We start from the raw sequence: 19,366 nt of genomic DNA on the forward strand, positions 1-19,366 counted from the left end.
GCACGCGCGCCTGCGCGTTCTGCAACGTCTCGACCGGCATCCCGAAGCCGCTCGATCCGGACGAGCCGGCCCGCGCCGCCGAGGCGACCGCGACGCTCGGCCTCTCCCACGTGGTCGTCACCTCGGTCGACCGCGACGACCTCGACGACGGCGGGGCGGCACATTTCGCCGCCGTGATCCGGGCAATCCGGGCCCGTGCCCCAAAAACCTCGATCGAGGTTCTCACCCCGGACTTCTTGCGCAAGGCCGGCGCCGCCGAGGTGGTGGTCGCGGCCAAGCCCGACGTGTTCAACCACAATCTGGAGACGGTGCCGTCGCTCTATCTGACGGTGCGGCCGGGCGCCCGCTACTTCAACTCGATCCGGCTCCTGCAGCAGGTCAAGGAGATCGATCCGACGATGTTCACCAAGTCCGGCATCATGGTCGGACTCGGCGAGACCCGGAACGAGATCCTCCAGGTGATGGACGACCTGCGCGCCGCCGACGTCGATTTCCTCACCATCGGCCAGTACCTGCAGCCGACCCGCAAGCATCATCCGGTCGCCCGCTTTCTCACGCCCGACGAGTTCAAGTCGCTCGAGACGATTGCCTACGCAAAAGGGTTTCTGATGGTCTCCGCTTCGCCGCTGACCCGCTCCTCGCACCATGCGGGCGACGATTTCCGTCGTCTGCAGGCCGCCCGCGCCGGAAGGCGCTGAGCGCCATGCCGCGCTTCCGGGCCCGCCGCCGCGTCCATCACGCGGCCGACAGGATGTTCGACCTCGTCGCCGACATGGACAGCTATCCGGAGTTTGTGCCGCTGTGCACCGGCATGAAGGTGCGCGGCCGCACCCAGGTAGGCGAGGGGATCGAGACGGCGATCGCGCGGATGACCGTGTCCTACAAGGTCTTCCACGAGCACTTCACCACCAAGGTGACGATGCACCGGCCGGAGCTGTTCATCGCGGTCGACTATCTCGAAGGCCCGCTGAAGGTGCTGTCCAACCGGTGGAGCTTCAAGCCGCTCGGCGACACGGCCTCCGAGGTCGAGTTCTACATCGACTACGAGTTCAAGAGCCGGATGCTGTCGCACCTGATGGGCGCCGTGTTCGACGCGGCGTTCCGCAAGTTCGCCGGTGCCTTCGAGGCGCGCGCCGACGTGATCTACGGCGCCGGCGGACCCGCTCCCGTGGTGGCCGAATAGGCTCCGGCCCGGTGTAGAGCCGCTCCGCCCCGGCGCGGCCGGTCTAGCGTCGCACCGACCGTCTGTCGGCGAGCGACTCCAGCATCGACAGGGCCTCCAGCACGGCAGCGCGCCGCACCGCCTCGCGGCCGCGGTCGCCGAAGCGGCATTCGCGGTGCAAGATCTGGCGGCCGCGCAGCGCGGCGGCGAAATGGACGAGCCCGACCGGCTTCTCGTCCGAGCCGCCACCCGGTCCGGCAATGCCGGTGATCGCCACCGACAGGTCGACCGGAGCGTGCGCCAGCACCCCGAGCGCCATCGCCTCGGCGGTCTCCCGGCTCACCGCGCCGTGGCGCAGGAGCGTCTCGTGCGGCACCCCGAGCAGGCGCTCCTTGGCGGCGTTGGAATAGGTGACGTAGCCGGACTCCACCACGTCCGACGAGCCGGCGACGGCGGTCAGCGCTCCGGCGACGAGCCCGCCCGTACAGGACTCGGCGGTGGCGAGCGTGAGGCGCCGCGCCCGGCAGATGTCGAGCACCCGCCGGGCCAGTGCCGTGACGGGGTCGGTGGCTTGATCGGCGGTCGTCGTGTCGGCGAGCGCCCGGGGGGTGGCGGGCGTCTCGGTCACGGCGTCGTCCAGGGCAGGCGGACCGTGGCGGTCGCGTAGGCGACCAGCCCCTCGCGGCGGCCGATGAAGCCCATCTTCTCGCTGGTGGTCGCCTTCAGCCCGACCCGATCGACCGACAGGCCGATGATCTCGGCGACCCGGGCCCGGATCGCGTCGCGGTACTTGCCGAGCCGCGGCGCCTCGGCCACCAGGGTGAGGTCGACATGGGCGATCCGGCCGCCGCGGGCCTTCACCCGCTCGACCGCATAGGCGAGGAAGCGGTCCGAGGAGGCGCCCTTCCACTGCGGGTCGCTCGGCGGGAAATGGACGCCGATGTCGCCCTCGGCGAGCGCCCCCAGGATGGCGTCGACCAGCGCATGGAGCGCGACGTCGGCGTCGGAGTGGCCCTCGACCGAACGGTCGTGCGGGATCTTCACGCCGCCGAGCCAGACATGGTCGCCGGTCTCGGCGAAGGCGTGGACGTCGTAGCCGGAGCCGACCCGCACGTCGCCGAGGTCGGCGAGCAGCTCCGCTTCGGCGCGGCGGAAGTCGTCCGGCGTGGTGAGCTTCACGTTGGTGGCCTCCCCCTCGAAGATCGCGACCGGCAGGCCGGTCCATTCGGCGAGCGCGGCGTCGTCGGTGAAGTCGTCGCGCCCCGCCGCGGCCGCCTTGCGATGCGCGGCCAGCAGGGCGTCGAACCGAAATGCCTGCGGGGTCTGCACGGTTCGCAGCCGGCTGCGGTCGAGCGTCTCGACGATCAGGCCGGAGGCGTCGACCACCTTCACGGTGTCGCTGACCACGAGCCCCGGGATCGCGGCGCCGCCCCGGCCGGCCGCGATCGCCCGGTCGAGCAGGGCCGGCGAGGCGAACGGCCGCGCCGCGTCGTGCACCAGCACGATCTCGGGCGCCCGCGCGGCGAGCGCCTCCAGGCCGGCATGCACGGAGGCCTGCCGGGTGGTGCCGCCATGGGCCGGGGCGAGCACCGGGAGCCCCGCCGCGGCGCTCTCAAAACGCGCCTCGTCGTCGGGATGGATGACCGGCTGGACGTCGGCGATGCCGGGATGGGCAGTGAACGCCATGAGTGTGCGACGAATAACCGCCATGCCTCCGATGCAGCGGTACTGCTTCGGAACGTCGCCGCCGGCCCGCAGGCCGCGTCCTCCGGCGACCACGACGGCTGCCACTCGACTCATGATTTCAAGCTCCTGATGGAATTTTCTATAGCGTCGGTTGAACCAGCCTGCGGGCTCTCGTGGTGCCGATTTGTCATCCCGCCCGGTGACTTGGACTTAAGTGTGCCTTTGCGGGAGGCTTGATTTGGCGCATGGAATGGCTAAGGTCTATGCAAATCATGGCTACGCCCAAAGACTAGGCACTTATGCATTCTCATAGCCCCCGACCCTTGCGCGAACTCTCGGTGGGCTCGGTTGCGCTTCCGAATCCCGTCTTCCTCGCGCCCATGTGCGGCATTACCGATGCACCGTTCCGGCGCCTCGTGGCAAGGCTCGGGGCGGGCCTCGTCGTCTCCGAGATGACGGCGACCTCGGCCCTGGTGGCCGGCAAGGCGCTGGCCCAGCTCCGCCTGGAAGGGCACGGCGTCGGCCTGCACGTCGTGCAGCTCGCCGGCCGCGAAGCGCGCTGGATGGCCGAGGGCGCCCGCATCGCCGCCGGGGCGGGGGCCGACATCATCGACATCAACATGGGCTGCCCGGCCCGCAACGTGACCAGCGGCGAGGCCGGCGCGGCGCTGATGCGCGACCTCGACCACGCCGTCTCGCTGATCGAGGCGACGGTCGGTGCGGTCGCCGTCCCGGTCACCCTGAAGATGCGGCTCGGCTGGGACGAGACCTCGATCGTCGCCCCGACGCTCGCCCGCCGCGCCGAGCAGGCCGGCGTCCGGCTCGTCACCGTGCACGGGCGCACCCGCAACCAGTTCTACACGGGCACGGCCGACTGGCGCGCGGTGCGGGCCGTGAAGGATGCGGTCTCGATTCCGGTCGTCGTCAACGGCGACATCAGGTCGGAGGACGACGCCGTCACGGCGCTCGCCCGCTCCGGCGCCGACGCCGTGATGATCGGCCGCGGGGCGTGCGGGAAGCCATGGCTGCCCGGCCGGATCGCCCGCTTCCTCGCCACCGGACGGGACGAGGCCACCCCGGATCTCGACACCCAGCTCGGCTGGCTCCTGCAGCTCCACGACGAGATGCTGACCCTCTACGGCACCCATCTCGGCGGCCGGCAGGCTCGCAAGCATCTCGGCTGGGCACTCGACGCCGCCGCCGCGGACGCCGGGGCCACGCCCGCCGACGTCAAGGCGTGGCGGGCGCGGGTGCTCACCATCGACGAGCCGGCCGAGGTCCAGAGCCGGCTGCGCGACGCATATGCCGCGTTCAAGTGGAAGGTCGCCGCATGAAATCCGCCCCCATCGAAGCTCGCCCGCACTGGTCCGGCCAGGGTCCGCTCGGCATGTCGTCGGCCGAGGCGGTGCTCAACTCGCTGCCGCATTCCGTCGTCGTGGTCGGTCCGGACGGCGAGATCGCCGACGCCAACACGGCGGCCGAGCACTTCTTCGACATGTCGGCGCCGTTCCTGCGCCGCTACAAGCTGCGCGACCTGGTGCCGTTCGGCAGCCCCGTGCTGGCGCTGATCGAGCAGGTGCGGGTCCGGGGCGCGGCCGTCAACGAGTACAAGGTCGACCTCGCGACCCCGCGCATGCCGGGCGAGCGCATCGTCGACCTGCATGTCGCGCCGGTCCCGGAGCAGCCCGGCCACGTCGTCGTGATGCTCCAGCTCCGCTCGATCGCCGAGAAGATGGACCGCCAGCTCACCCACCGCGGCGCCGCCCGCTCGGTGACGGCGCTCGCCGCCATGCTGGCGCACGAGATCAAGAACCCGCTCTCCGGCATCCGCGGCGCCGCCCAGCTCCTGGAGCAGTCGGCGAGCGACGACGACCGCACGCTGACCCGCCTCATCTGCGACGAGGCCGACCGCATCGTGAAGCTGGTCGACCGCATGGAGGTGTTCGCCGACAAGCGGCCGGTCGATCGCGAGCCGGTCAACATCCATGTCGTGCTGGAGCACGTGAAGCGGCTCGCGCAGTCGGGCTTCGCCCGTCACATCCGCTTCGTCGAGGATTACGACCCGTCGCTACCGGCGATTCTCGGCAACCGCGACCAGCTGATCCAGGTGTTCCTCAATCTGGTGAAGAACGCCGCCGAGTCGATCGGCCCGAACGCGACCGACGGCGAGATCCATCTCACCACGGCGTTCCGGCCGGGCGTGCGGCTGTCGCTGCCGGGCAGCAAGACGCGCGTGTCGCTGCCGCTCGAGTTCTGCGTGAAGGACAACGGTCCCGGCGTGCCGGAGGATCTGCGGCCGCATCTGTTCGAGCCGTTCATGACCACCAAGCCGACCGGCAGCGGTCTCGGCCTGGCCCTGGTCGCGAAGATCATTGGGGACCACGGCGGCATCGTCGAGTGCGAGTCGCAGCCGCGCCGGACCTCGTTCAGCGTTCTGATGCCGATGTACACGGGCGACGACGCCGCCGAGCGCGGCGCTCCGCCCTCGCGAGGATGACGATGCCCACCGGTCGAGTTCTGGTCGCCGACGACGACGCCGCGATCCGCACGGTGCTCAACCAGGCCCTGTCGCGTGCGGGCTACGAGGTCCGCTCGACGGGCAACGCAGCGACCCTGTGGCGCTGGGTGAGCCAGGGCGAGGGCGACCTCGTCATCACCGACGTGGTGATGCCGGACGAGAACGCCTTCGACTTTCTGCCGCGCATCAAGAAGCTCCGGCCCGACCTGCCGGTGATCGTGATGAGCGCGCAGAACACCTTCATGACGGCGATCCGCGCCTCCGAGCGCGGCGCCTACGAATATCTGCCCAAGCCCTTCGACCTGAAGGAGCTGATCACCATCGTGGGCCGGGCGCTCGCCGAGCCCAAGGAGGTCGCCGTCAAGGCGCCGGCACCGGAGGAGATGGAGGCGATCCCGCTGGTCGGCCGCTCGCCGGCCATGCAGGAGATCTACCGTCTGCTCGCTCGCCTGATGCAGACCGACCTGACCGTGATGATCACGGGCGAGTCGGGCACCGGCAAGGAGCTGGTCGCGCGCGCCCTGCACGACTACGGCAAGCGGCGCAGCGGCACCTTCGTCGCCATCAACATGGCGGCGATCCCGCGCGACCTCATCGAGTCCGAGCTGTTCGGCCACGAGAAGGGGGCGTTCACGGGTGCAAACTCGCGCAGCGCCGGCCGCTTCGAGCAGGCCGAGGGCGGCACGCTGTTCCTCGACGAGATCGGCGACATGCCGATGGAGGCGCAGACCCGGCTCCTGCGCGTGCTGCAGCAGGGCGAGTACACGACGGTCGGCGGGCGCACCCCGATCAAGACCGACGTACGCATCATCGCGGCGACCAACAAGGATCTGCGGATCCTGATCCAGCAGGGACTGTTCCGCGAGGACCTGTTCTTCCGCCTCAACGTCGTGCCGCTGCGCCTACCGCCCTTGCGCGAGCGCACCGAGGACGTGCCGGACCTCATCCACCATTTCTTCGCCATCGCCGAGCGCGAGGGGCTGCCGGCCAAGCAGATCGAGAAGGCGGCGCTCGACCGGCTCAAGCGCTACCGCTGGCCCGGCAACGTCCGCGAGCTGGAGAACCTCGCCCGCCGTCTGGCCGCTCTGTACCCGCAGGAGACCATCACGGCCGCCGTCATCGACGGCGAGCTCGCCCAGCCGACCACCACGGCGACCAGCGACGAGCCGCGCCCCGACGAGAATCTCTCGTCTGCGGTCGAGCGCCATTTGACGCGCTATTTCGGCGGCTTCAACGACGGCCTGCCGCCGCCCGGACTCTACCATCGCGTGCTGCGCGAGGTGGAGCACCCGCTGCTCTCCGCCGCGCTGGTCGCCACCCGCGGCAACCAGATCCGCGCGGCCGAGCTCCTGGGCGTCAACCGCAACACCCTGCGCAAGAAGATCCGCGACCTCGATATCCGGGTGATTCGGACCAGCACCTAGCCCGGTGCGGTGATCCGGGCTCGCCCGGATTCGGCGGGTGCGGCTCGCGCTCTCGTGAAGACGAGGGCGCCGTTGAATCGTCTCAATTCGGCAACATTGTTGTACAAACGCCTCAACCTGAGAGGCAGTGACGGCGCGTCAAAGTCGATGCGGCCGAGGGGGGTGCATGGCAACCGTGGACGAGGCGACGAGCGCCGGGCTGGCCGAGGCGGTCAAGCCGGGCAGCGGCTCCGGGACCCGTATCCTGGGACCGATCGGCGTCGCCGCCGCGCTGCTGTCGGCGCTCGTCACCTTCCTGGTGCTGGCCGGCCTGACCCCGATCGTGCCGACCCACAACGTCGTCGTCAGCCTCTTGATGGTCAACGGCACGGCGGTGGCGCTGCTGCTCGGGGTGATCGGCCGCGAGGTCTGGCAGATCGTCCAGGCACGCCGGCGCGGCACCGCCGGCGCGCGGCTGCACGTGCGCATCGTCGGGCTGTTCTCGGTGATCGCGGCCGCCCCCGCCATCCTGGTCGCCGTGGTCGCCTCGATCACGCTCGACCGTGGCCTCGACCGCTTCTTCACCCAGCGCACTCGCGGCGTCATCGCCAACTCGCTGGTCGTCGCCGAGGTCTATCTCAACGAGCACGCCCAGTCGCTGCGCAGCGAGACGCAGGCGATGGCCTTCGACGTCGGCCGCGCCCGGCCGCTGTTCGATCAGGACCGCGATCGCTTCCGCCAGTTCTTCACGGCTCAGGCGCAGGTGCGCGGCCTGCCGATCGCCGTGCTGCTCGACAAGAACCTCGCCGTGATCGAGCGCGCCGACATCAAGCTCGCGCACGAGGCGCCGCGACCGACCGCCGCGATGCTGGCCGGCGTCAGCGAGACCGAGCCGCAGGTGATCGTCAATCCGGACGCGAACTACGTCGCCGGCGCGCTCAAGCTGCGCAACTACGACGACACGATCCTGTTCGTCGCCCGGCCGCTCAATCCGCTGGTCGTCTCGCAGTTTCGCGAGACGCAGACGACGGTGTCGGAGTTCGCCGAGCTGGAGAAGCGGCGGCTCGGTGTGCAGATCGCCTTCGCGCTGATGTTCACGGTCATCGCGCTCACCGTGCTGCTCTCGGCCGTGTGGATCGGCTTCAACTTCGCCAACCGGCTGGTCGCCCCGATCCGTCGCCTGATCGGCGCCGCCAACGTCGTCTCGACCGGCAACCTCTACGTCCAGGTGCCGGTGCGCCAGTCCGAGGGCGATCTCGCCCAGCTCGGCGAGACCTTCAACAAGATGACGTCCGAGCTGCGCACGCAGCGTGACGACATCGTGCGGGCGCGCGACGTGATCGACAGCCGGCGGCGGTTCACCGAGGCGGTGCTGGCCGGCGCCTCGGCCGGCGTCGTCGGCGTCGGGGCCGACGGGCGGATCAGCATCCTCAACCGCTCGGCCGAAAAGCTGATCGGGGCGACCGAGCAGGAGGTGCTCGGCAAGCCGCTCGCCGAGGTGCTGCCCGAGCTCGCCGACATGTTCCTGTCGGCCCGCACCACCGGGCAGCGCTTCGCGCAGGGGCAGGCCTCGATCAACAGGGCAGGGCGGGAGCGCACCGTCTCGATCCGGATGACCACCGAGCAGTCGGCCGATCCCGAGCACGGCTACGTGTTCACGCTCGACGACATCACGGATCTGGTCACGGCGCAGCGCACCTCCGCCTGGGCGGACGTCGCGCGCCGCATCGCCCACGAGATCAAGAACCCGCTGACGCCGATCCAGCTCTCGGCCGAGCGGCTGCGCCGCAAGTACGGAAAGGTGATCGTCGAGGACAAGCAGATCTTCGAGCAGTGCACCGACACGATCGTCCGGCAGGTCGAGGACATCCGCCGCATGGTCGACGAGTTCTCGCGCTTCGCCCGCATGCCGAAGCCGGTGATGACCGAGGAGGACGTCGCCGACACGGTGCGGCAGGCCGTGTTCCTCATGCGGGTCGGCCACGCCGATGTCGAAATCACCGCCGACATCCCCGACGGTCCGATGCCGGCGCGATTCGACCGGCGCCTGATCTCGCAAGGGTTGACCAACATCATCAAGAACGCGACCGAAGCCATCGCCGCGGTCCCGCCCGCCGAGCTCGACAAGGGGAACATCCATGTCGCCGCGGCGCGGGAGGGCGACGACATCGTGATCGACGTGATCGACAACGGGATCGGGCTGCCGAAGGAGAACCGGCGGCGGCTGCTCGAGCCCTATGTGACGACCCGCGAGAAGGGCACCGGGCTCGGCCTCGCGATCGTCGGCAAGATTCTCGAGGAGCACGGCGGACGCATCGAGCTGCACGACGCGGCCGAGCGCGAGCCGGGCCGGCGCGGCGCCTGGTTCCGCCTGCGTTTCGCCGCCGAACCGGCCACCGCCGACCAAGACCAGCAGCAGGGCGAGCAACGACATGGCGTCTGACATCCTGATCGTCGACGACGAGGCCGACATCCGCGAGCTGGTGGCCGGCATCCTGGAGGACGAGGGCTACGGCACCCGCACGGCCCGCGACTCCGACGATGCGCTCAAGGCCATCCAGGCCCGCCGCCCCAGCCTGGTGTTCCTCGACATCTGGCTGCAGGGCTCGAAGCTCGACGGGCTGCAGCTCCTCTCCACCATCAAGGCGGAGAATCCCGAGCTGCCCGTCGTGATGATCTCGGGCCACGGCAACATCGAGACCGCGGTCGCCGCCATCAAGCAGGGCGCCTACGACTTCATCGAGAAGCCGTTCAAGGCCGACCGGCTGGTGCTGGTCGCCGATCGCGCCCTGGAGACGTCGAGGCTCAAGCGCGAGGTGAAGGAGCTCAAGCAGCTCGCGCCGTTCCCGACCACGCTGGTCGGCCGCTCGACCGCCATCAACCACCTGCGCCAGACCATCGAGAAGGTGTCGCCGACCAACAGCCGCATTCTCATCGTCGGCCCCTCGGGCGCCGGCAAGGAACTCACGGCCCGCACCGTGCACGCGCTCTCGGGCCGGGCCAGCGGTCCCTTCGTGGTGATCAACGCCGCCGCCATCACGCCGGAGCGGATGGAGGTGGAGCTGTTCGGCATCGAGCAGTCGAACGGCAGCGAGACCCGCAAGGTCGGTGCGCTGGAGGAGGCCCACGGCGGCACGCTGTTCATCGACGAGATCGCCGACATGCCGCGGGAGACGCAGAGCAAGATTCTCCGCGTCCTGGTCGATCAGCAGTTCCAGCGGGTCGGCGGCACGACGAAGGTCGCCGTCGACGTGCGCATCGTCTCCTCGACGGCGCGCAACCTGGAGGAGGAGATCGCCGCCGGCCGGTTCCGCGAGGACCTCTATCACCGGCTCTCGGTGGTGCCGATCCGGGTGCCGCCGCTCGCCGAGCGGCGCGACGACATCCCGGATCTCGTCGAGCACTTCCAGGACCAGATCTCGCAGGCGACCGGCCTGCCCAAGCGCCGTATCGGCGACGACGCGCTCGCCGTGCTCCAGTCGCACGACTGGCCCGGCAACGTCCGCCAGCTCCGCAACAACGTCGAGCGGCTGATGATTCTCGCCGGCGGCGACCCCGACGCCATCATCACGGCCTCGATGCTGCCGCCCGATGTCGGCTCGATGGTGCCGGCGATGCCGCGCGGCAACGGCGGCGAGCACCTGATGGGTATGCCGCTGCGCGATGCCCGCGAGGCCTTCGAGCGGGAGTATCTGCGGGCCCAGATCAGCCGCTTCGGCGGCAACATCTCGCGCACCGCCGAGTTCGTCGGCATGGAGCGTTCGGCCCTGCACCGGAAGCTCAAGGCCCTGGGAATGGACTGAACCTGCAATGTCTCGTGTCGTCTACGTGAACGGCCAGTGGCGGCCGTTCCGCTCCGCCGTGGTCCATGTCGAGGACCGCGGCTATCAGTTCGCCGACGGTGTCTACGAGGTCTGCGAGGTGCGGGGAGGGCGGCTCGTCGACGAGCGCCGCCACACCGATCGCCTCGTGCGCTCGCTGTCGGAGCTGCGTATCTCGTTGCCGTTGCCGCTCTCCGCGCTGAGCGTCGTCCTGCACGAGGCGGTGCGGCGCAACCGGGTGCGGGACGGGCTCGTCTATCTGCAGGTCACCCGCGGCGTCGCCCGCCGCGACCACGGCTTCCCGCCGCCCGGTACCCGGCCGAGCCTCGTCGTCTCGGCCAAGCGGATCGACCCGGCCGCCGGCGAGGCGGCGGCGCGCGCCGGCATCGCGGTCGTCACCGTGCCGGAGACCCGCTGGGCGCGGGTCGACATCAAGGCGATCGCCCTCCTTCCCAACGTGCTCGCCAAGCAGGCGGCGCGGGAGCAGGGCGCCCGCGAGGCCTGGTTCGTCGATCGCGACGGCTTCGTCACCGAGGGCGCCTCCTCGAACGCCTGGATCGTCACCGGGCAGGGCGAGCTGGCCACCCGGCCGGTCGGCCCGGATATCTTGCGGGGCATCTCGCGGGAGGTGGTCAAGGAGGTGGCCGCGGCCGCGGGACTGACCCTGGTCGAGCGACCGTTCACGGTCGCCGAAGCCCTGGCCGCCCGGGAGGCCTTCGTCACGGCGGCGAGCCAGATCGTCATGCCGGTGGTGCGCATCGACGGGCATCCGGTCGCCGGCGGCGCACCGGGTCCGGTCGCCGCACGGCTGCGCGCCGCCTTCCACCGACACGCCGAATTCTCCTGACGGACGAAGCTGCTACGAATTCAGGCGGTAATCGGCCAGCTTGGGCTTGCGCTCGTTACCGCGGTGCAATCTAATACCGATGCCCACGCCTGCGGGCGCCGCAACGACGGCGCGCGTCGGGCGCGAAAAAGTCGCCACCTCGCGAACGGGGACCGCGAGTACAACGGAAACAAACGGCCATGGCAGCCGATCGCTCACAAAACCTACAAGACACCTTCCTGAACTATGTTCGCAAGAACAAGACACCGCTCACCATTTTTCTCGTGAACGGAGTCAAGCTCCAAGGCGTTGTCACCTGGTTCGACAACTTCTGTGTGCTTCTGCGGCGGGACGGCCACTCCCAACTCGTCTACAAGCACGCGATCTCGACCATCATGCCGGGTCACCCGATCCAGCTCTTCGAAGGGGCCGAGGAAGCAGCGGAAAAGGCCTAGTTGGAGCCACGACACCGCGACGACCCGCAGCGCCTGACGCCGACCCCGACGGGTGCGGCCGTGACGCGCTGCCTCGTCATCGGACCCTATCTGCGCAACGCCGAAGCGCGGGCCGGTGCGACCCGGGCCGATGTTGGCATGCGCCCGGAAACCGTCGTCCGCGCGCCGGAGGCTCGGCTCGCAGAGGCGACCGGACTGGCGCGGGCGATCGACCTCGACGTGGTCGAGAGCGGCATCGTCATGCTCTCGGCGATCCGACCGGCGACCTTCTTGGGCAAGGGCAAGGTCGACGAGTTCGCCGGCCTGGTGAAGAGCCTCGAGATCGGCCTCGTGGTGATGGACTGCGCGCTCTCGCCCGTGCAGCAGCGCAACCTCGAAAGGGCCTGGAGTACCAAGGTTCTGGACCGCACCGGCCTGATCCTCGAGATCTTCGGGCGGCGCGCCGCGACACGCGAGGGCACGCTGCAGGTCGAGCTCGCCCACCTGACCTACCAGAAGAGCCGGCTGGTCCGCTCCTGGACCCATCTCGAACGCCAGCGCGGTGGCTTCGGCTTCCTCGGCGGCCCGGGCGAGACCCAGATCGAGACCGACCGGCGGCTCATCCAGGACCGCATCCGGCGCATCGAGCACGACCTCGAAGGCGTCAAGCGCACCCGCACGCTCCACCGCACCAGCCGCAAGCGCGTGCCGTATCCGATCGTCGCGCTGGTCGGCTACACCAATGCCGGCAAGTCGACGCTGTTCAACCGGCTGACGCGCTCCGGCGTGCTCGCCGCCGACATGCTGTTCGCCACCCTCGACCCGACGCTGCGCGCCGTCGACCTGCCGAACGGCCCGCGCGTGATCCTCTCCGACACGGTCGGCTTCATCTCCGATCTTCCGACCATGCTGGTCGCCGCCTTCCGGGCGACGCTGGAGGAGGTCATCGAGGCGGATCTCATTCTCCACGTCCGCGACGTGTCGCACGGCGACACGCAGGCCCAGTCGATGGACGTCGATCAGGTGCTCGAGGAGCTCGGCATCCCGCCGCAGGACGAGCGCATCCTCGAGGTCTGGAACAAGGTCGACCAGGTGCCGCCCGAAGAGCGCGAGCGCCTCGAGAACCTGGCCGCTCGGCAGTCCGGCGATCGGCGTCCCCGGCTCGTGTCGGCGATCAGCGGGGAGGGGCTCGACGGCCTCGTCGCGACCATTTCAGAACGCGTCGCGCGCACCCGCGTGGCACTCACCGTCGCGGTCGACGCCGCCGACGGCGCCGCGCTGAGCTGGCTCCATCGCACCGGCGACGTGCTCGACACGGAGACCTCCGACGACGGCGTCACCACGGTGCATCTGCGCGTCCATCCGAGCCGGGAAGGGCAGGTGCGGGCGAAGTTCGGCGAGCGGGTGCGGGCCGCGGTCGCCAGCTGACGGTCCGGCGACACGTCGCCTGGAAGGCCAAGCCCCCTCGACAACCGACTGTGCCGTTCCCATATCAGGTCGATCGCAGGCCCGCGCTGTGGCACTTCTGACTGTTGCGGTCGTGCTTCCCGCCCATCGAGGAGACGACCGTGCCGGTGACCTATCCACTTCATTTTATTCGCGAGACCGACAGGCAGTGGCTGCGCCGGACGGCGCCGGCCGTTCCGTCGGCGCAGCCTCGCGACTCCGTCGCCACGCAGGACTGTTGTGAGGATTGCGCGGCGCGTTCGCCGGTCGCGCCGTGGCGCTCCGATTACGTGCCGGGCGGCGCCATCGAGCATCATTGGGCGTGCAGCGCCTGCGGGCAGACCTGGATCACGCGGATCGACGTCACGGACATCGGCGCTGCGCCGATCGACACAAGATGCATCCACACGGCATCCTGATAACGAGGTGAAGGCAATGGCGACTTTGCACAAGTATCAGCTCGGACAACGGGTGCGCCTGGTTCACACGACGCGGTTCCGCGCGACGGCCGACGGACCTTATGAAATCACGCGCCAGCTCCCGCTCGAGGACAGCGGCTTCCGCTATCGTGTGAAGAGCAGCAACGAGCAGTACGAGCGCGTGGTCGGCGAGGACGAGCTCGAGCGCGCGAGCTGAGCCGGCCGACGGCTCGGCCTTCGTTCGACGGTCGTGGGATGTCGGCGATCTGCTGCGAAGCGCGCGGTGGTGACGACCGCGTTCCAGCTACCGTCGCTCGCCCGCCTTCGCGGCGTTCCACAGCGTATCCATCTCGTCGAGCGTCGACTCCGCCGGCGTCTTTCCGCGCGCGCGAAGCGCACGCTCGATGAAGGCGAAGCGGCGCTCGAACTTCTGGTTCGTCTCGCGTAGAACCCGCTCCGGATCGGCGTCGAGATGGCGCGCCAGGTTGACGACGGCGAACAAGAGATCGCCGACCTCGGCGCCGGCGTGATCACGATCGGCGGCGTCGAGCGCCGCCTCGATCTCGTCGGTCTCCTCGCGAATCTTCGCAATGACCGCACGCGGATCGTTCCAGTCGAAGCCGACGCGGCCGGCCTTCTGCTGCAGCTTGAGGGCGCGGGTGAGGGCGGGCAGGGCGGTCGGAACCCCTGCCAACGCGCCCTGCTCGTCGCGCCCACCGCCGCGCGCCGCGCGCTCGGCCTTCTCCGCGGCCTTGATCCGCTCCCACAAGCCGGCCACCACCGCGGGGGTCTCGCCCGTGGCGTCGCCGAACACGTGCGGATGCCGGCGCAGCATCTTTCGGGTGATCGCCTCGACCACGCCGCCGAAGTCGAAGGCACCTTGCTCCTCGGCCATGCGGGCGTGAAAGACGACCTGCAGCAGGAGATCGCCGAGCTCGTCTTCGAGGTCTGCCAGGTTCTTTCGCGCGATCGCGTCCGCGACCTCGTAGGCCTCCTCTATCGTGTAGGGCGCGATCGAGGAAAAATCCTGGGCCAGATCCCAGGCGCAGCCGGAGCCCGGCGTGCGCAGCGCCGCCATGATCTCCAGGAGCCGCGCGATGTCGCGCGACGGCGTCATGGGGTCGGTCATGTGGCGCGGTCCGTCACGGCGGAAGTGTCCGGCAGCGGATCAGGACCATGCCGATCATGCTCATCACCACCTCGTCGCGCTGGTTCAGGACCTCGACGAAGGAGCGGACCAGCCCGCGGTCCGGCTTGGAGCGCGACCGCTCGGCCGACACCGTGGTGACCCGGATGCGCAGCGTGTCGCCGGGGCGGACCGGCTTGATCCAGCGCAGCTCGTCGACCCCGGGGCTGGCGAGGCTCGCGGTCGCGGTCAGCCAGCCGTCGGCGATCATCCGCATGGTCAGCGCGGCCGTGTGCCAGCCCGAGGCGATCAGGCCGCCGAAGGCGCCGCGGGCGGCGGCCGCGGGGTCGGTGTGCATGGTCTGTGGATCGAAGCGTCGGGCGAACGCGACGATCTCGTCCTCGGTCACCGTGACGGAACCGTGCTCTTCGGTCCGTCCGGGGGCGTAGTCTTCGAAGTGGCGGTCCGCGACCGGGACCGCGAAGTCCGACTGGCTCATTCCCGACTCGTTCGACATGACGTGCGGGCCGCACCATAGACGGCGGCGCGCGCCGAGACGACCCCGCGGCGCGCCGGTCCGACCAGCGATCGAAAGTGATGCGAGCAGCCAGCCGGACCAGAGGGGGACATGTCTCTGGCCACGTCCGTAATTCGCATAAGACATATTATGGAAATTTATTGGATCGACAGAACGGGCCCGAAACTGCTCAGGATCTCAGCCGCTTGGTGCCTGACGCTGAAGCCGAAGCCGGCCGCGACAGGCTCGCCGCTTCGGCCGCGTCCCGGCTGGAACGATCGCACTGGAACGATCGCGTCGGCCGCCGCGTTCAAGCCGCGGATCGTCTGTCGTCCGGGGCCGCATTCGGCCGCACACTCGCACGCCCCATCCGCCGCATGAGCCAGCTCGAATTCACCGCCATCGACGCGCCGCTGGTCCGCCGTGCGGCGATCGTGATCGACCGGGCGCGCGAGCGCGGCCTGACCCTGGTCACGGCGGAATCCTGCACCGGCGGCCTTCTGGCGGCCGTGCTGTCGGAGGCGCCCGGCGCCGGCGCGCAGCTCCATGGCGGCTTCGCGGTCTACACCAAGGCGCAGAAGACCGTGGCGCTCGGGGTGCCCGAGGCGCTCCTGGAACGCAGCACAGCGGTCTGCGAGGACGTCGCCCGGGCCATGGTGGCGGGCGCGCTGGAGCGCTCCTGCGCCGACGTCGCGGTCGCCGTCACGGGTGTCGCCGGGCCGGCCTGCGACGAGGACGGCAACCCGGTCGGGCTGGTGCATCTCGCCGCCGGCCGGCGTGGCGCGCCGGCCCGGCACCGGGGCTTTCGATTCGGCGAGATCGGCCGCGGCGCGATCCGCTACCGGGCCGTGGTCGCGGCGCTCGATCTCGTCGAAACCGTTCTCGACGCTATCGTTCTCGACGAGGCACGCGGCCCCGCGGCGGCCGCTGCCGACACCGGACCGGTCAGCCGGCGTCGTCCAGCGTGAAGCCGACCTTCAGGGTCACCTGAAAGTGCGCCACCTTGCCGTCCTCGATATGGCCGCGGGTGCCGACCACTTCGAACCAGCGCATGTTGCGCACCGTCTTGCCGGCTCGCGCAATGGCGTTGCGGATGGCGTCGTCGATGCTCTTCGGCGACGAGCCGACCAGCTCGACGAGCTTGTAGGTGTGCTCCGACATCGGTCTCGCTCCCTTGCTTCGGCTGCTGTTCGGCACACAGGCGTTCGGCACACAGGCGTTCGGCACACAGGTGTTCGGCACACAGGTGTTCGGCGCGCAGGCCATCGAGCGCCCGAAGGAAGCCCGGCGCGCGGGGCGCCGGGTCCGGCCGTCAGGCGTTCAGCACGCGCCCATAGGCGTCGAGCACGGCTTCCTTCATCATCTCAGACAAGGTCGGATGCGGGAAGACCGTGTGCATCAGCTCTTCCTCGGTCGTCTCGAGATTCATCGCGACCACGTAGCCCTGGATCAGCTCGGTCACCTCGGCGCCGACCATGTGGGCGCCGAGGAGCTGGCCGGTCTTCTTGTCGAAGATCACCTTGACAAGGCCCTGGTCCTCGCCGAGCGCGATCGCCTTGCCGTTGCCGGCGAACGGGAAGCGGCCGACCCGGATGTCGAGCCCCTGCTCTTTCGCCTTGGCCTCCGTCAGGCCAACCGAAGCGATCTGCGGCGAGCAGTAGGTGCAGCCCGGGATCTTCGACTTGTCGAGCGGATGCGGGTGCAGGCCCTTGATCGCCTCGATGCAGATGACGCCCTCGTGCTCGGCCTTGTGGGCCAGCATCGGCGGGCCGGCGACGTCGCCGATCGCGTAGAGCCCCGGCACGTTGGTCTTGCCGAGCCCGTCGGTGACGATCGTGCCGCGGTCGGTCTTCACGCCGAGCTTCTCCAGCCCGAGATTCTCGATGTTGCCGACGACGCCGACGGCCGAGATCACTCGGTCGACGGTCAGCGTCTGGGTGCCGCCCTTGCCGTCGTCGATCGTCGCCGTGACGCTGTCGGCCTTCTTGTCGAGCTTCGTCACCTTGGCGCCGGTGAGGATCTTGAAGCCCTGCTTCTCGAACTGCTTCCGCGCGAACGCCGCGATCTCGGCGTCCTCGACGGGCAGGATCTGCGGCAGCACCTCGACGACCGTCACGTCGGCCCCCATGGTGCGGTAGAACGACGCGAACTCGATGCCGATCGCGCCGGAGCCGACGACGAGGAGCGACTTCGGCATCTTCTCCGGCACCATCGCCTCGAAATAGGTCCACACGAGCTTGCCGTCGGGCTCGAGGCCCGGCAGCACGCGCGGCCGCGCGCCGGTCGCCACGATGATGTGCTTGGCCTGATAGCTGCCGGGGCCGAGCGCACCCTTCGGCGCCTCGGTCTTCGACGCCGCCACCGTGACCTTGCCGGGCGCGTCAACCGTGGCGGCGCCCCAGATCACCGAGACCTTGTTCTTCTTCATCAGGAAGCCGACGCCGTCGTTCAGGCGTTTGGAGACGCCGCGCGAGCGCTTCACCACGGCGGCCGGATCGAACGACACGTTCTCGGCCTTCAGCCCGTAGACGTCGGGATGCTGCATATAGTGATAGATCTCGGCCGAGCGCAGCAGCGCCTTGGTCGGGATGCAGCCCCAGTTGAGACAGATGCCGCCGAGATGCGACTTCTCGACGATCGCTGTCTTGAAGCCGAGCTGCGCGGCGCGGATCGCCGTGACATAGCCGCCGGGGCCGGAGCCGATGATGATGACGTCGAAGGAGGTGTCGGACATTCGCTTCTCTGGTCGGCTGATCCTCTCCGGGCGGAGAGGCGGCCCGCCGGGAGCGGCGGGCGGTTCGGGGGAGGTGTCTTCGAGGCCGAGAGAGCGGAAGCCCCCTCGCCCGGCTTCGGTCAGTTTTTTCTCTTCAATTTCTGGACGTCCTGCTCGAGCGCGGAGGTTCGTTCCTCGACCTCCCTGGCGGCGTAACGACCGAGAATGCTCTCGCCTTCGAAAGCCTCGCGTTGCACCTTCACGTTCTTCTCGACGGCGCACAGGCGCACATCGACCTCGTCGAAACGGCCATCGACGCGCTCGAAGCGTCTGTGCATCTCCTCGCGCAGCTCGGCGAAGCTGCGCCGAGTCTCCTCGCGCATCTCGCGCAGGAGCGGCAGGATCATGTCGCTCGGCTCGGTCATGTCAGTCGCGCTCCAACGCAGCACCCCGGCGCTTGATGTCTTCGATGTCGGCCTTGAGGGCTTCGATGTCGGAAGAATTTCGTGCCGTGAGACCGAGGCCGTAGGTCAGATATCCCTCGATCGCCTCGAGCTTCTCGCCGTGATGTGCCAGGGTCTCGCCGACCGTCTCGATGCGTCGGCCGATGTCCCGCTTCGTCTCGGCGATATCCGCCTGGATTCGTTGCAGGATCGGGATGATGGCGTCGCTCGGCTCGGTCATGCCGGTCTCCTGGTCCGCACACGATGCGACATGGGCATCGCCGCGTGCCGGTGCAAGCGTCCCGCCGGTGCCGTCGCCTCGCTCACAGCGGCATGTCCTTGGCGCTCCTGACGCAGTCGGCGTTCAGCTCGGCGAAGATCGTGTCGGCGGCCTGGAAGCGGGTCGCCGCGTCGGCCGCCCCGCCGCGCTCGCGAACGAGCGCCTCGAGCCGGCGCGACAGCTCGGTGTAGCGGGCCCGAATCGCCTCGTCGCGGAGATTGGCGAGGTAGGTGCCGAGCGCCGCGAACTTCGCCACCGCAACCTCCGCTTCGGCCCGCTCACGCCCGAGATCCGCGCCGACCGGTGCGCCGTGCGCGGCATCGGCCAGGAGCCCGATCCGCACCTTCACGAGGAAGTAGGCGTCGATGATCTCCTTGCAGGTCCGCATGTACTCGACGCGGCCGACATTGCCCTGGATGATGCCGACGAACTTGTTGTTGAGCCAGCCGTTGTAGATCGACGTGACGAGCGACAGCACGGCGATGGCCATCGGGAAGAAGGTCACCACCACGCTCTTCACGGTGCCGCCGCCGTCGCTCATCGGACCCTTCCCGGCTCCGCGTCTCCGCGTG

General features: G+C 69.5%; 21 protein-coding genes and 1 pseudogene. 13 read left to right on the plus strand and 9 right to left on the minus strand.

What is annotated here, in order from left to right:
* Positions 1-698, plus strand: a 698-nt coding sequence (locus ABTU92_RS14575; protein WP_408091808.1) for a lipoyl synthase, incomplete at its 5' end; no start/stop codon positions are given.
* Between the two features lie 5 nt (positions 699-703).
* Positions 704-1,183 carry a type II toxin-antitoxin system RatA family toxin gene (locus ABTU92_RS14580; protein WP_408091810.1) on the plus strand — a complete coding sequence of 160 codons (480 nt, stop codon included), beginning with the start codon at positions 704-706 and terminating at the stop codon, positions 1,181-1,183.
* Here the strand turns inward: ABTU92_RS14580 and ABTU92_RS14585 are convergent.
* A pseudogene (locus tag ABTU92_RS14585) lies at positions 1,113-1,712 on the minus strand (CinA family protein); the annotation flags it as partial. The gene ABTU92_RS14580 and the pseudogene ABTU92_RS14585 overlap by 71 nt on opposite strands.
* A 74-nt stretch (positions 1,713-1,786) precedes the next feature.
* Entirely contained in the window at positions 1,787-2,962 is a 1,176-nt protein-coding gene (locus tag ABTU92_RS14590; protein ID WP_408091812.1) for a bifunctional 2-C-methyl-D-erythritol 4-phosphate cytidylyltransferase/2-C-methyl-D-erythritol 2,4-cyclodiphosphate synthase, read from the minus strand.
* A 185-nt stretch (positions 2,963-3,147) separates the two neighbouring features.
* Between ABTU92_RS14590 and dusB the strand changes: the two genes are divergently transcribed.
* The 10 genes from dusB (at position 3,148) to ABTU92_RS14640 (ending at position 13,932) form a co-directional block, all read left to right on the plus strand.
* Positions 3,148-4,182, plus strand: coding sequence for a tRNA dihydrouridine synthase DusB (gene dusB / locus ABTU92_RS14595; RefSeq protein WP_408091814.1), 1,035 nt, complete (start codon positions 3,148-3,150; stop codon positions 4,180-4,182).
* Between the two features lie 53 nt (positions 4,183-4,235).
* A complete protein-coding gene (locus tag ABTU92_RS14600; protein WP_408091910.1) occupies positions 4,236-5,345 on the plus strand; it encodes a two-component system sensor histidine kinase NtrB in 1,110 nt (369 codons plus the stop codon).
* A gap of 2 nt (positions 5,346-5,347) precedes the next feature.
* Entirely contained in the window at positions 5,348-6,790 is a 1,443-nt protein-coding gene (gene ntrC, locus ABTU92_RS14605) for a nitrogen regulation protein NR(I) (RefSeq protein ID WP_408091816.1), read from the plus strand.
* 166 nt (positions 6,791-6,956) lie between these two features.
* Positions 6,957-9,212 (plus strand): ATP-binding protein, encoded by a 2,256-nt coding sequence (locus ABTU92_RS14610; RefSeq protein ID WP_408091818.1) that lies wholly within the window; start codon positions 6,957-6,959, stop codon positions 9,210-9,212.
* Entirely contained in the window at positions 9,202-10,572 is a 1,371-nt protein-coding gene (locus ABTU92_RS14615) for a sigma-54-dependent transcriptional regulator (RefSeq protein ID WP_408091820.1), read from the plus strand. Before ABTU92_RS14610 ends, ABTU92_RS14615 begins: the two co-directional genes overlap by 11 nt.
* Positions 10,573-10,579: 7 nt before the next feature.
* Complete coding sequence (locus ABTU92_RS14620) at positions 10,580-11,437, plus strand: D-amino-acid transaminase (RefSeq protein ID WP_408091822.1); 858 nt, start codon at positions 10,580-10,582, stop codon at positions 11,435-11,437.
* Between the two features lie 179 nt (positions 11,438-11,616).
* The gene (hfq, locus tag ABTU92_RS14625) at positions 11,617-11,871 is read left to right on the plus strand and encodes an RNA chaperone Hfq (RefSeq protein ID WP_008385166.1); all 255 of its coding nucleotides are present in this window, start codon (positions 11,617-11,619) and stop codon (positions 11,869-11,871) included.
* Entirely contained in the window at positions 11,872-13,278 is a 1,407-nt protein-coding gene (gene hflX, locus ABTU92_RS14630; protein ID WP_408091825.1) for a GTPase HflX, read from the plus strand.
* Positions 13,279-13,418: 140 nt separating this feature from the next.
* The gene (locus tag ABTU92_RS14635) at positions 13,419-13,715 is read left to right on the plus strand and encodes a hypothetical protein (protein ID WP_408091827.1); all 297 of its coding nucleotides are present in this window, start codon (positions 13,419-13,421) and stop codon (positions 13,713-13,715) included.
* Positions 13,716-13,731: 16 nt separating this feature from the next.
* A complete protein-coding gene (locus tag ABTU92_RS14640) occupies positions 13,732-13,932 on the plus strand; it encodes a hypothetical protein (RefSeq protein ID WP_408091829.1) in 201 nt (66 codons plus the stop codon).
* 87 nt (positions 13,933-14,019) lie between these two features.
* Here the strand turns inward: ABTU92_RS14640 and mazG are convergent, their stop codons facing one another.
* A complete protein-coding gene (gene mazG / locus ABTU92_RS14645) occupies positions 14,020-14,832 on the minus strand; it encodes a nucleoside triphosphate pyrophosphohydrolase (protein ID WP_408091912.1) in 813 nt (270 codons plus the stop codon).
* Between the two features lie 25 nt (positions 14,833-14,857).
* The gene (locus tag ABTU92_RS14650) at positions 14,858-15,340 is read right to left on the minus strand and encodes a MaoC family dehydratase (RefSeq protein ID WP_408091831.1); all 483 of its coding nucleotides are present in this window, start codon (positions 15,338-15,340) and stop codon (positions 14,858-14,860) included.
* Between the two features lie 395 nt (positions 15,341-15,735).
* Between ABTU92_RS14650 and ABTU92_RS14655 the strand changes: the two genes are divergently transcribed.
* Entirely contained in the window at positions 15,736-16,326 is a 591-nt protein-coding gene (locus ABTU92_RS14655; RefSeq protein ID WP_408091833.1) for a CinA family protein, read from the plus strand.
* Here ABTU92_RS14655 and ABTU92_RS14660 read toward each other — a convergent pair.
* The 5 genes from ABTU92_RS14660 to ABTU92_RS14680 form a co-directional block, all read right to left on the minus strand.
* Positions 16,304-16,519 carry a dodecin gene (locus tag ABTU92_RS14660; protein WP_408091835.1) on the minus strand — a complete coding sequence of 72 codons (216 nt, stop codon included), beginning with the start codon at positions 16,517-16,519 and terminating at the stop codon, positions 16,304-16,306. The two genes, ABTU92_RS14655 and ABTU92_RS14660, sit on opposite strands and share 23 nt — an antisense overlap.
* A 151-nt stretch (positions 16,520-16,670) precedes the next feature.
* Complete coding sequence (lpdA, locus tag ABTU92_RS14665) at positions 16,671-18,092, minus strand: dihydrolipoyl dehydrogenase (protein WP_408091837.1); 1,422 nt, start codon at positions 18,090-18,092, stop codon at positions 16,671-16,673.
* Positions 18,093-18,211: 119 nt separating this feature from the next.
* Entirely contained in the window at positions 18,212-18,496 is a 285-nt protein-coding gene (locus ABTU92_RS14670) for a hypothetical protein (RefSeq protein WP_408091839.1), read from the minus strand.
* Position 18,497: 1 nt separating this feature from the next.
* Positions 18,498-18,755, minus strand: a complete 258-nt coding sequence (locus ABTU92_RS14675) for a hypothetical protein (protein WP_408091841.1) — start codon at positions 18,753-18,755, stop codon at positions 18,498-18,500.
* A gap of 82 nt (positions 18,756-18,837) precedes the next feature.
* On the minus strand, positions 18,838-19,335 hold the full coding sequence (locus tag ABTU92_RS14680) for a hypothetical protein (RefSeq protein ID WP_408091843.1): 498 nt from the start codon (positions 19,333-19,335) through the stop codon (positions 18,838-18,840).
* Positions 19,336-19,366: the final 31 nt, after the last annotated feature.

The sequence above is a fragment of the Rhodoplanes sp. SY1 genome (assembly GCF_046000175.1).
Taxonomy (GTDB): domain Bacteria; phylum Pseudomonadota; class Alphaproteobacteria; order Rhizobiales; family Xanthobacteraceae; genus Rhodoplanes.

What these genes read in the sequence shown, in the direction of transcription:
- ABTU92_RS14580 (WP_408091810.1), top strand. Translation starts at nt 704, where the DNA reads ATGCCGCGCTTCCGGGCCCGCCGCCGCGTCCATCACGCGGCCGACAGG.
- ABTU92_RS14590 (WP_408091812.1), bottom strand. Translation starts at nt 2,962, where the DNA reads ATGAGTCGAGTGGCAGCCGTCGTGGTCGCCGGAGGACGCGGCCTGCGG.
- dusB (WP_408091814.1), top strand. Translation starts at nt 3,148, where the DNA reads ATGCATTCTCATAGCCCCCGACCCTTGCGCGAACTCTCGGTGGGCTCG.
- ABTU92_RS14600 (WP_408091910.1), top strand. Translation starts at nt 4,236, where the DNA reads ATGTCGTCGGCCGAGGCGGTGCTCAACTCGCTGCCGCATTCCGTCGTC.
- ntrC (WP_408091816.1), top strand. Translation starts at nt 5,348, where the DNA reads ATGCCCACCGGTCGAGTTCTGGTCGCCGACGACGACGCCGCGATCCGC.
- ABTU92_RS14610 (WP_408091818.1), top strand. Translation starts at nt 6,957, where the DNA reads ATGGCAACCGTGGACGAGGCGACGAGCGCCGGGCTGGCCGAGGCGGTC.
- ABTU92_RS14615 (WP_408091820.1), top strand. Translation starts at nt 9,202, where the DNA reads ATGGCGTCTGACATCCTGATCGTCGACGACGAGGCCGACATCCGCGAG.
- ABTU92_RS14620 (WP_408091822.1), top strand. Translation starts at nt 10,580, where the DNA reads ATGTCTCGTGTCGTCTACGTGAACGGCCAGTGGCGGCCGTTCCGCTCC.
- hfq (WP_008385166.1), top strand. Translation starts at nt 11,617, where the DNA reads ATGGCAGCCGATCGCTCACAAAACCTACAAGACACCTTCCTGAACTAT.
- ABTU92_RS14640 (WP_408091829.1), top strand. Translation starts at nt 13,732, where the DNA reads ATGGCGACTTTGCACAAGTATCAGCTCGGACAACGGGTGCGCCTGGTT.
- mazG (WP_408091912.1), bottom strand. Translation starts at nt 14,832, where the DNA reads ATGACGCCGTCGCGCGACATCGCGCGGCTCCTGGAGATCATGGCGGCG.
- ABTU92_RS14650 (WP_408091831.1), bottom strand. Translation starts at nt 15,340, where the DNA reads ATGAGCCAGTCGGACTTCGCGGTCCCGGTCGCGGACCGCCACTTCGAA.
- ABTU92_RS14655 (WP_408091833.1), top strand. Translation starts at nt 15,736, where the DNA reads ATGAGCCAGCTCGAATTCACCGCCATCGACGCGCCGCTGGTCCGCCGT.
- ABTU92_RS14660 (WP_408091835.1), bottom strand. Translation starts at nt 16,519, where the DNA reads ATGTCGGAGCACACCTACAAGCTCGTCGAGCTGGTCGGCTCGTCGCCG.
- lpdA (WP_408091837.1), bottom strand. Translation starts at nt 18,092, where the DNA reads ATGTCCGACACCTCCTTCGACGTCATCATCATCGGCTCCGGCCCCGGC.
- ABTU92_RS14670 (WP_408091839.1), bottom strand. Translation starts at nt 18,496, where the DNA reads ATGACCGAGCCGAGCGACATGATCCTGCCGCTCCTGCGCGAGATGCGC.
- ABTU92_RS14675 (WP_408091841.1), bottom strand. Translation starts at nt 18,755, where the DNA reads ATGACCGAGCCGAGCGACGCCATCATCCCGATCCTGCAACGAATCCAG.
- ABTU92_RS14680 (WP_408091843.1), bottom strand. Translation starts at nt 19,335, where the DNA reads ATGAGCGACGGCGGCGGCACCGTGAAGAGCGTGGTGGTGACCTTCTTC.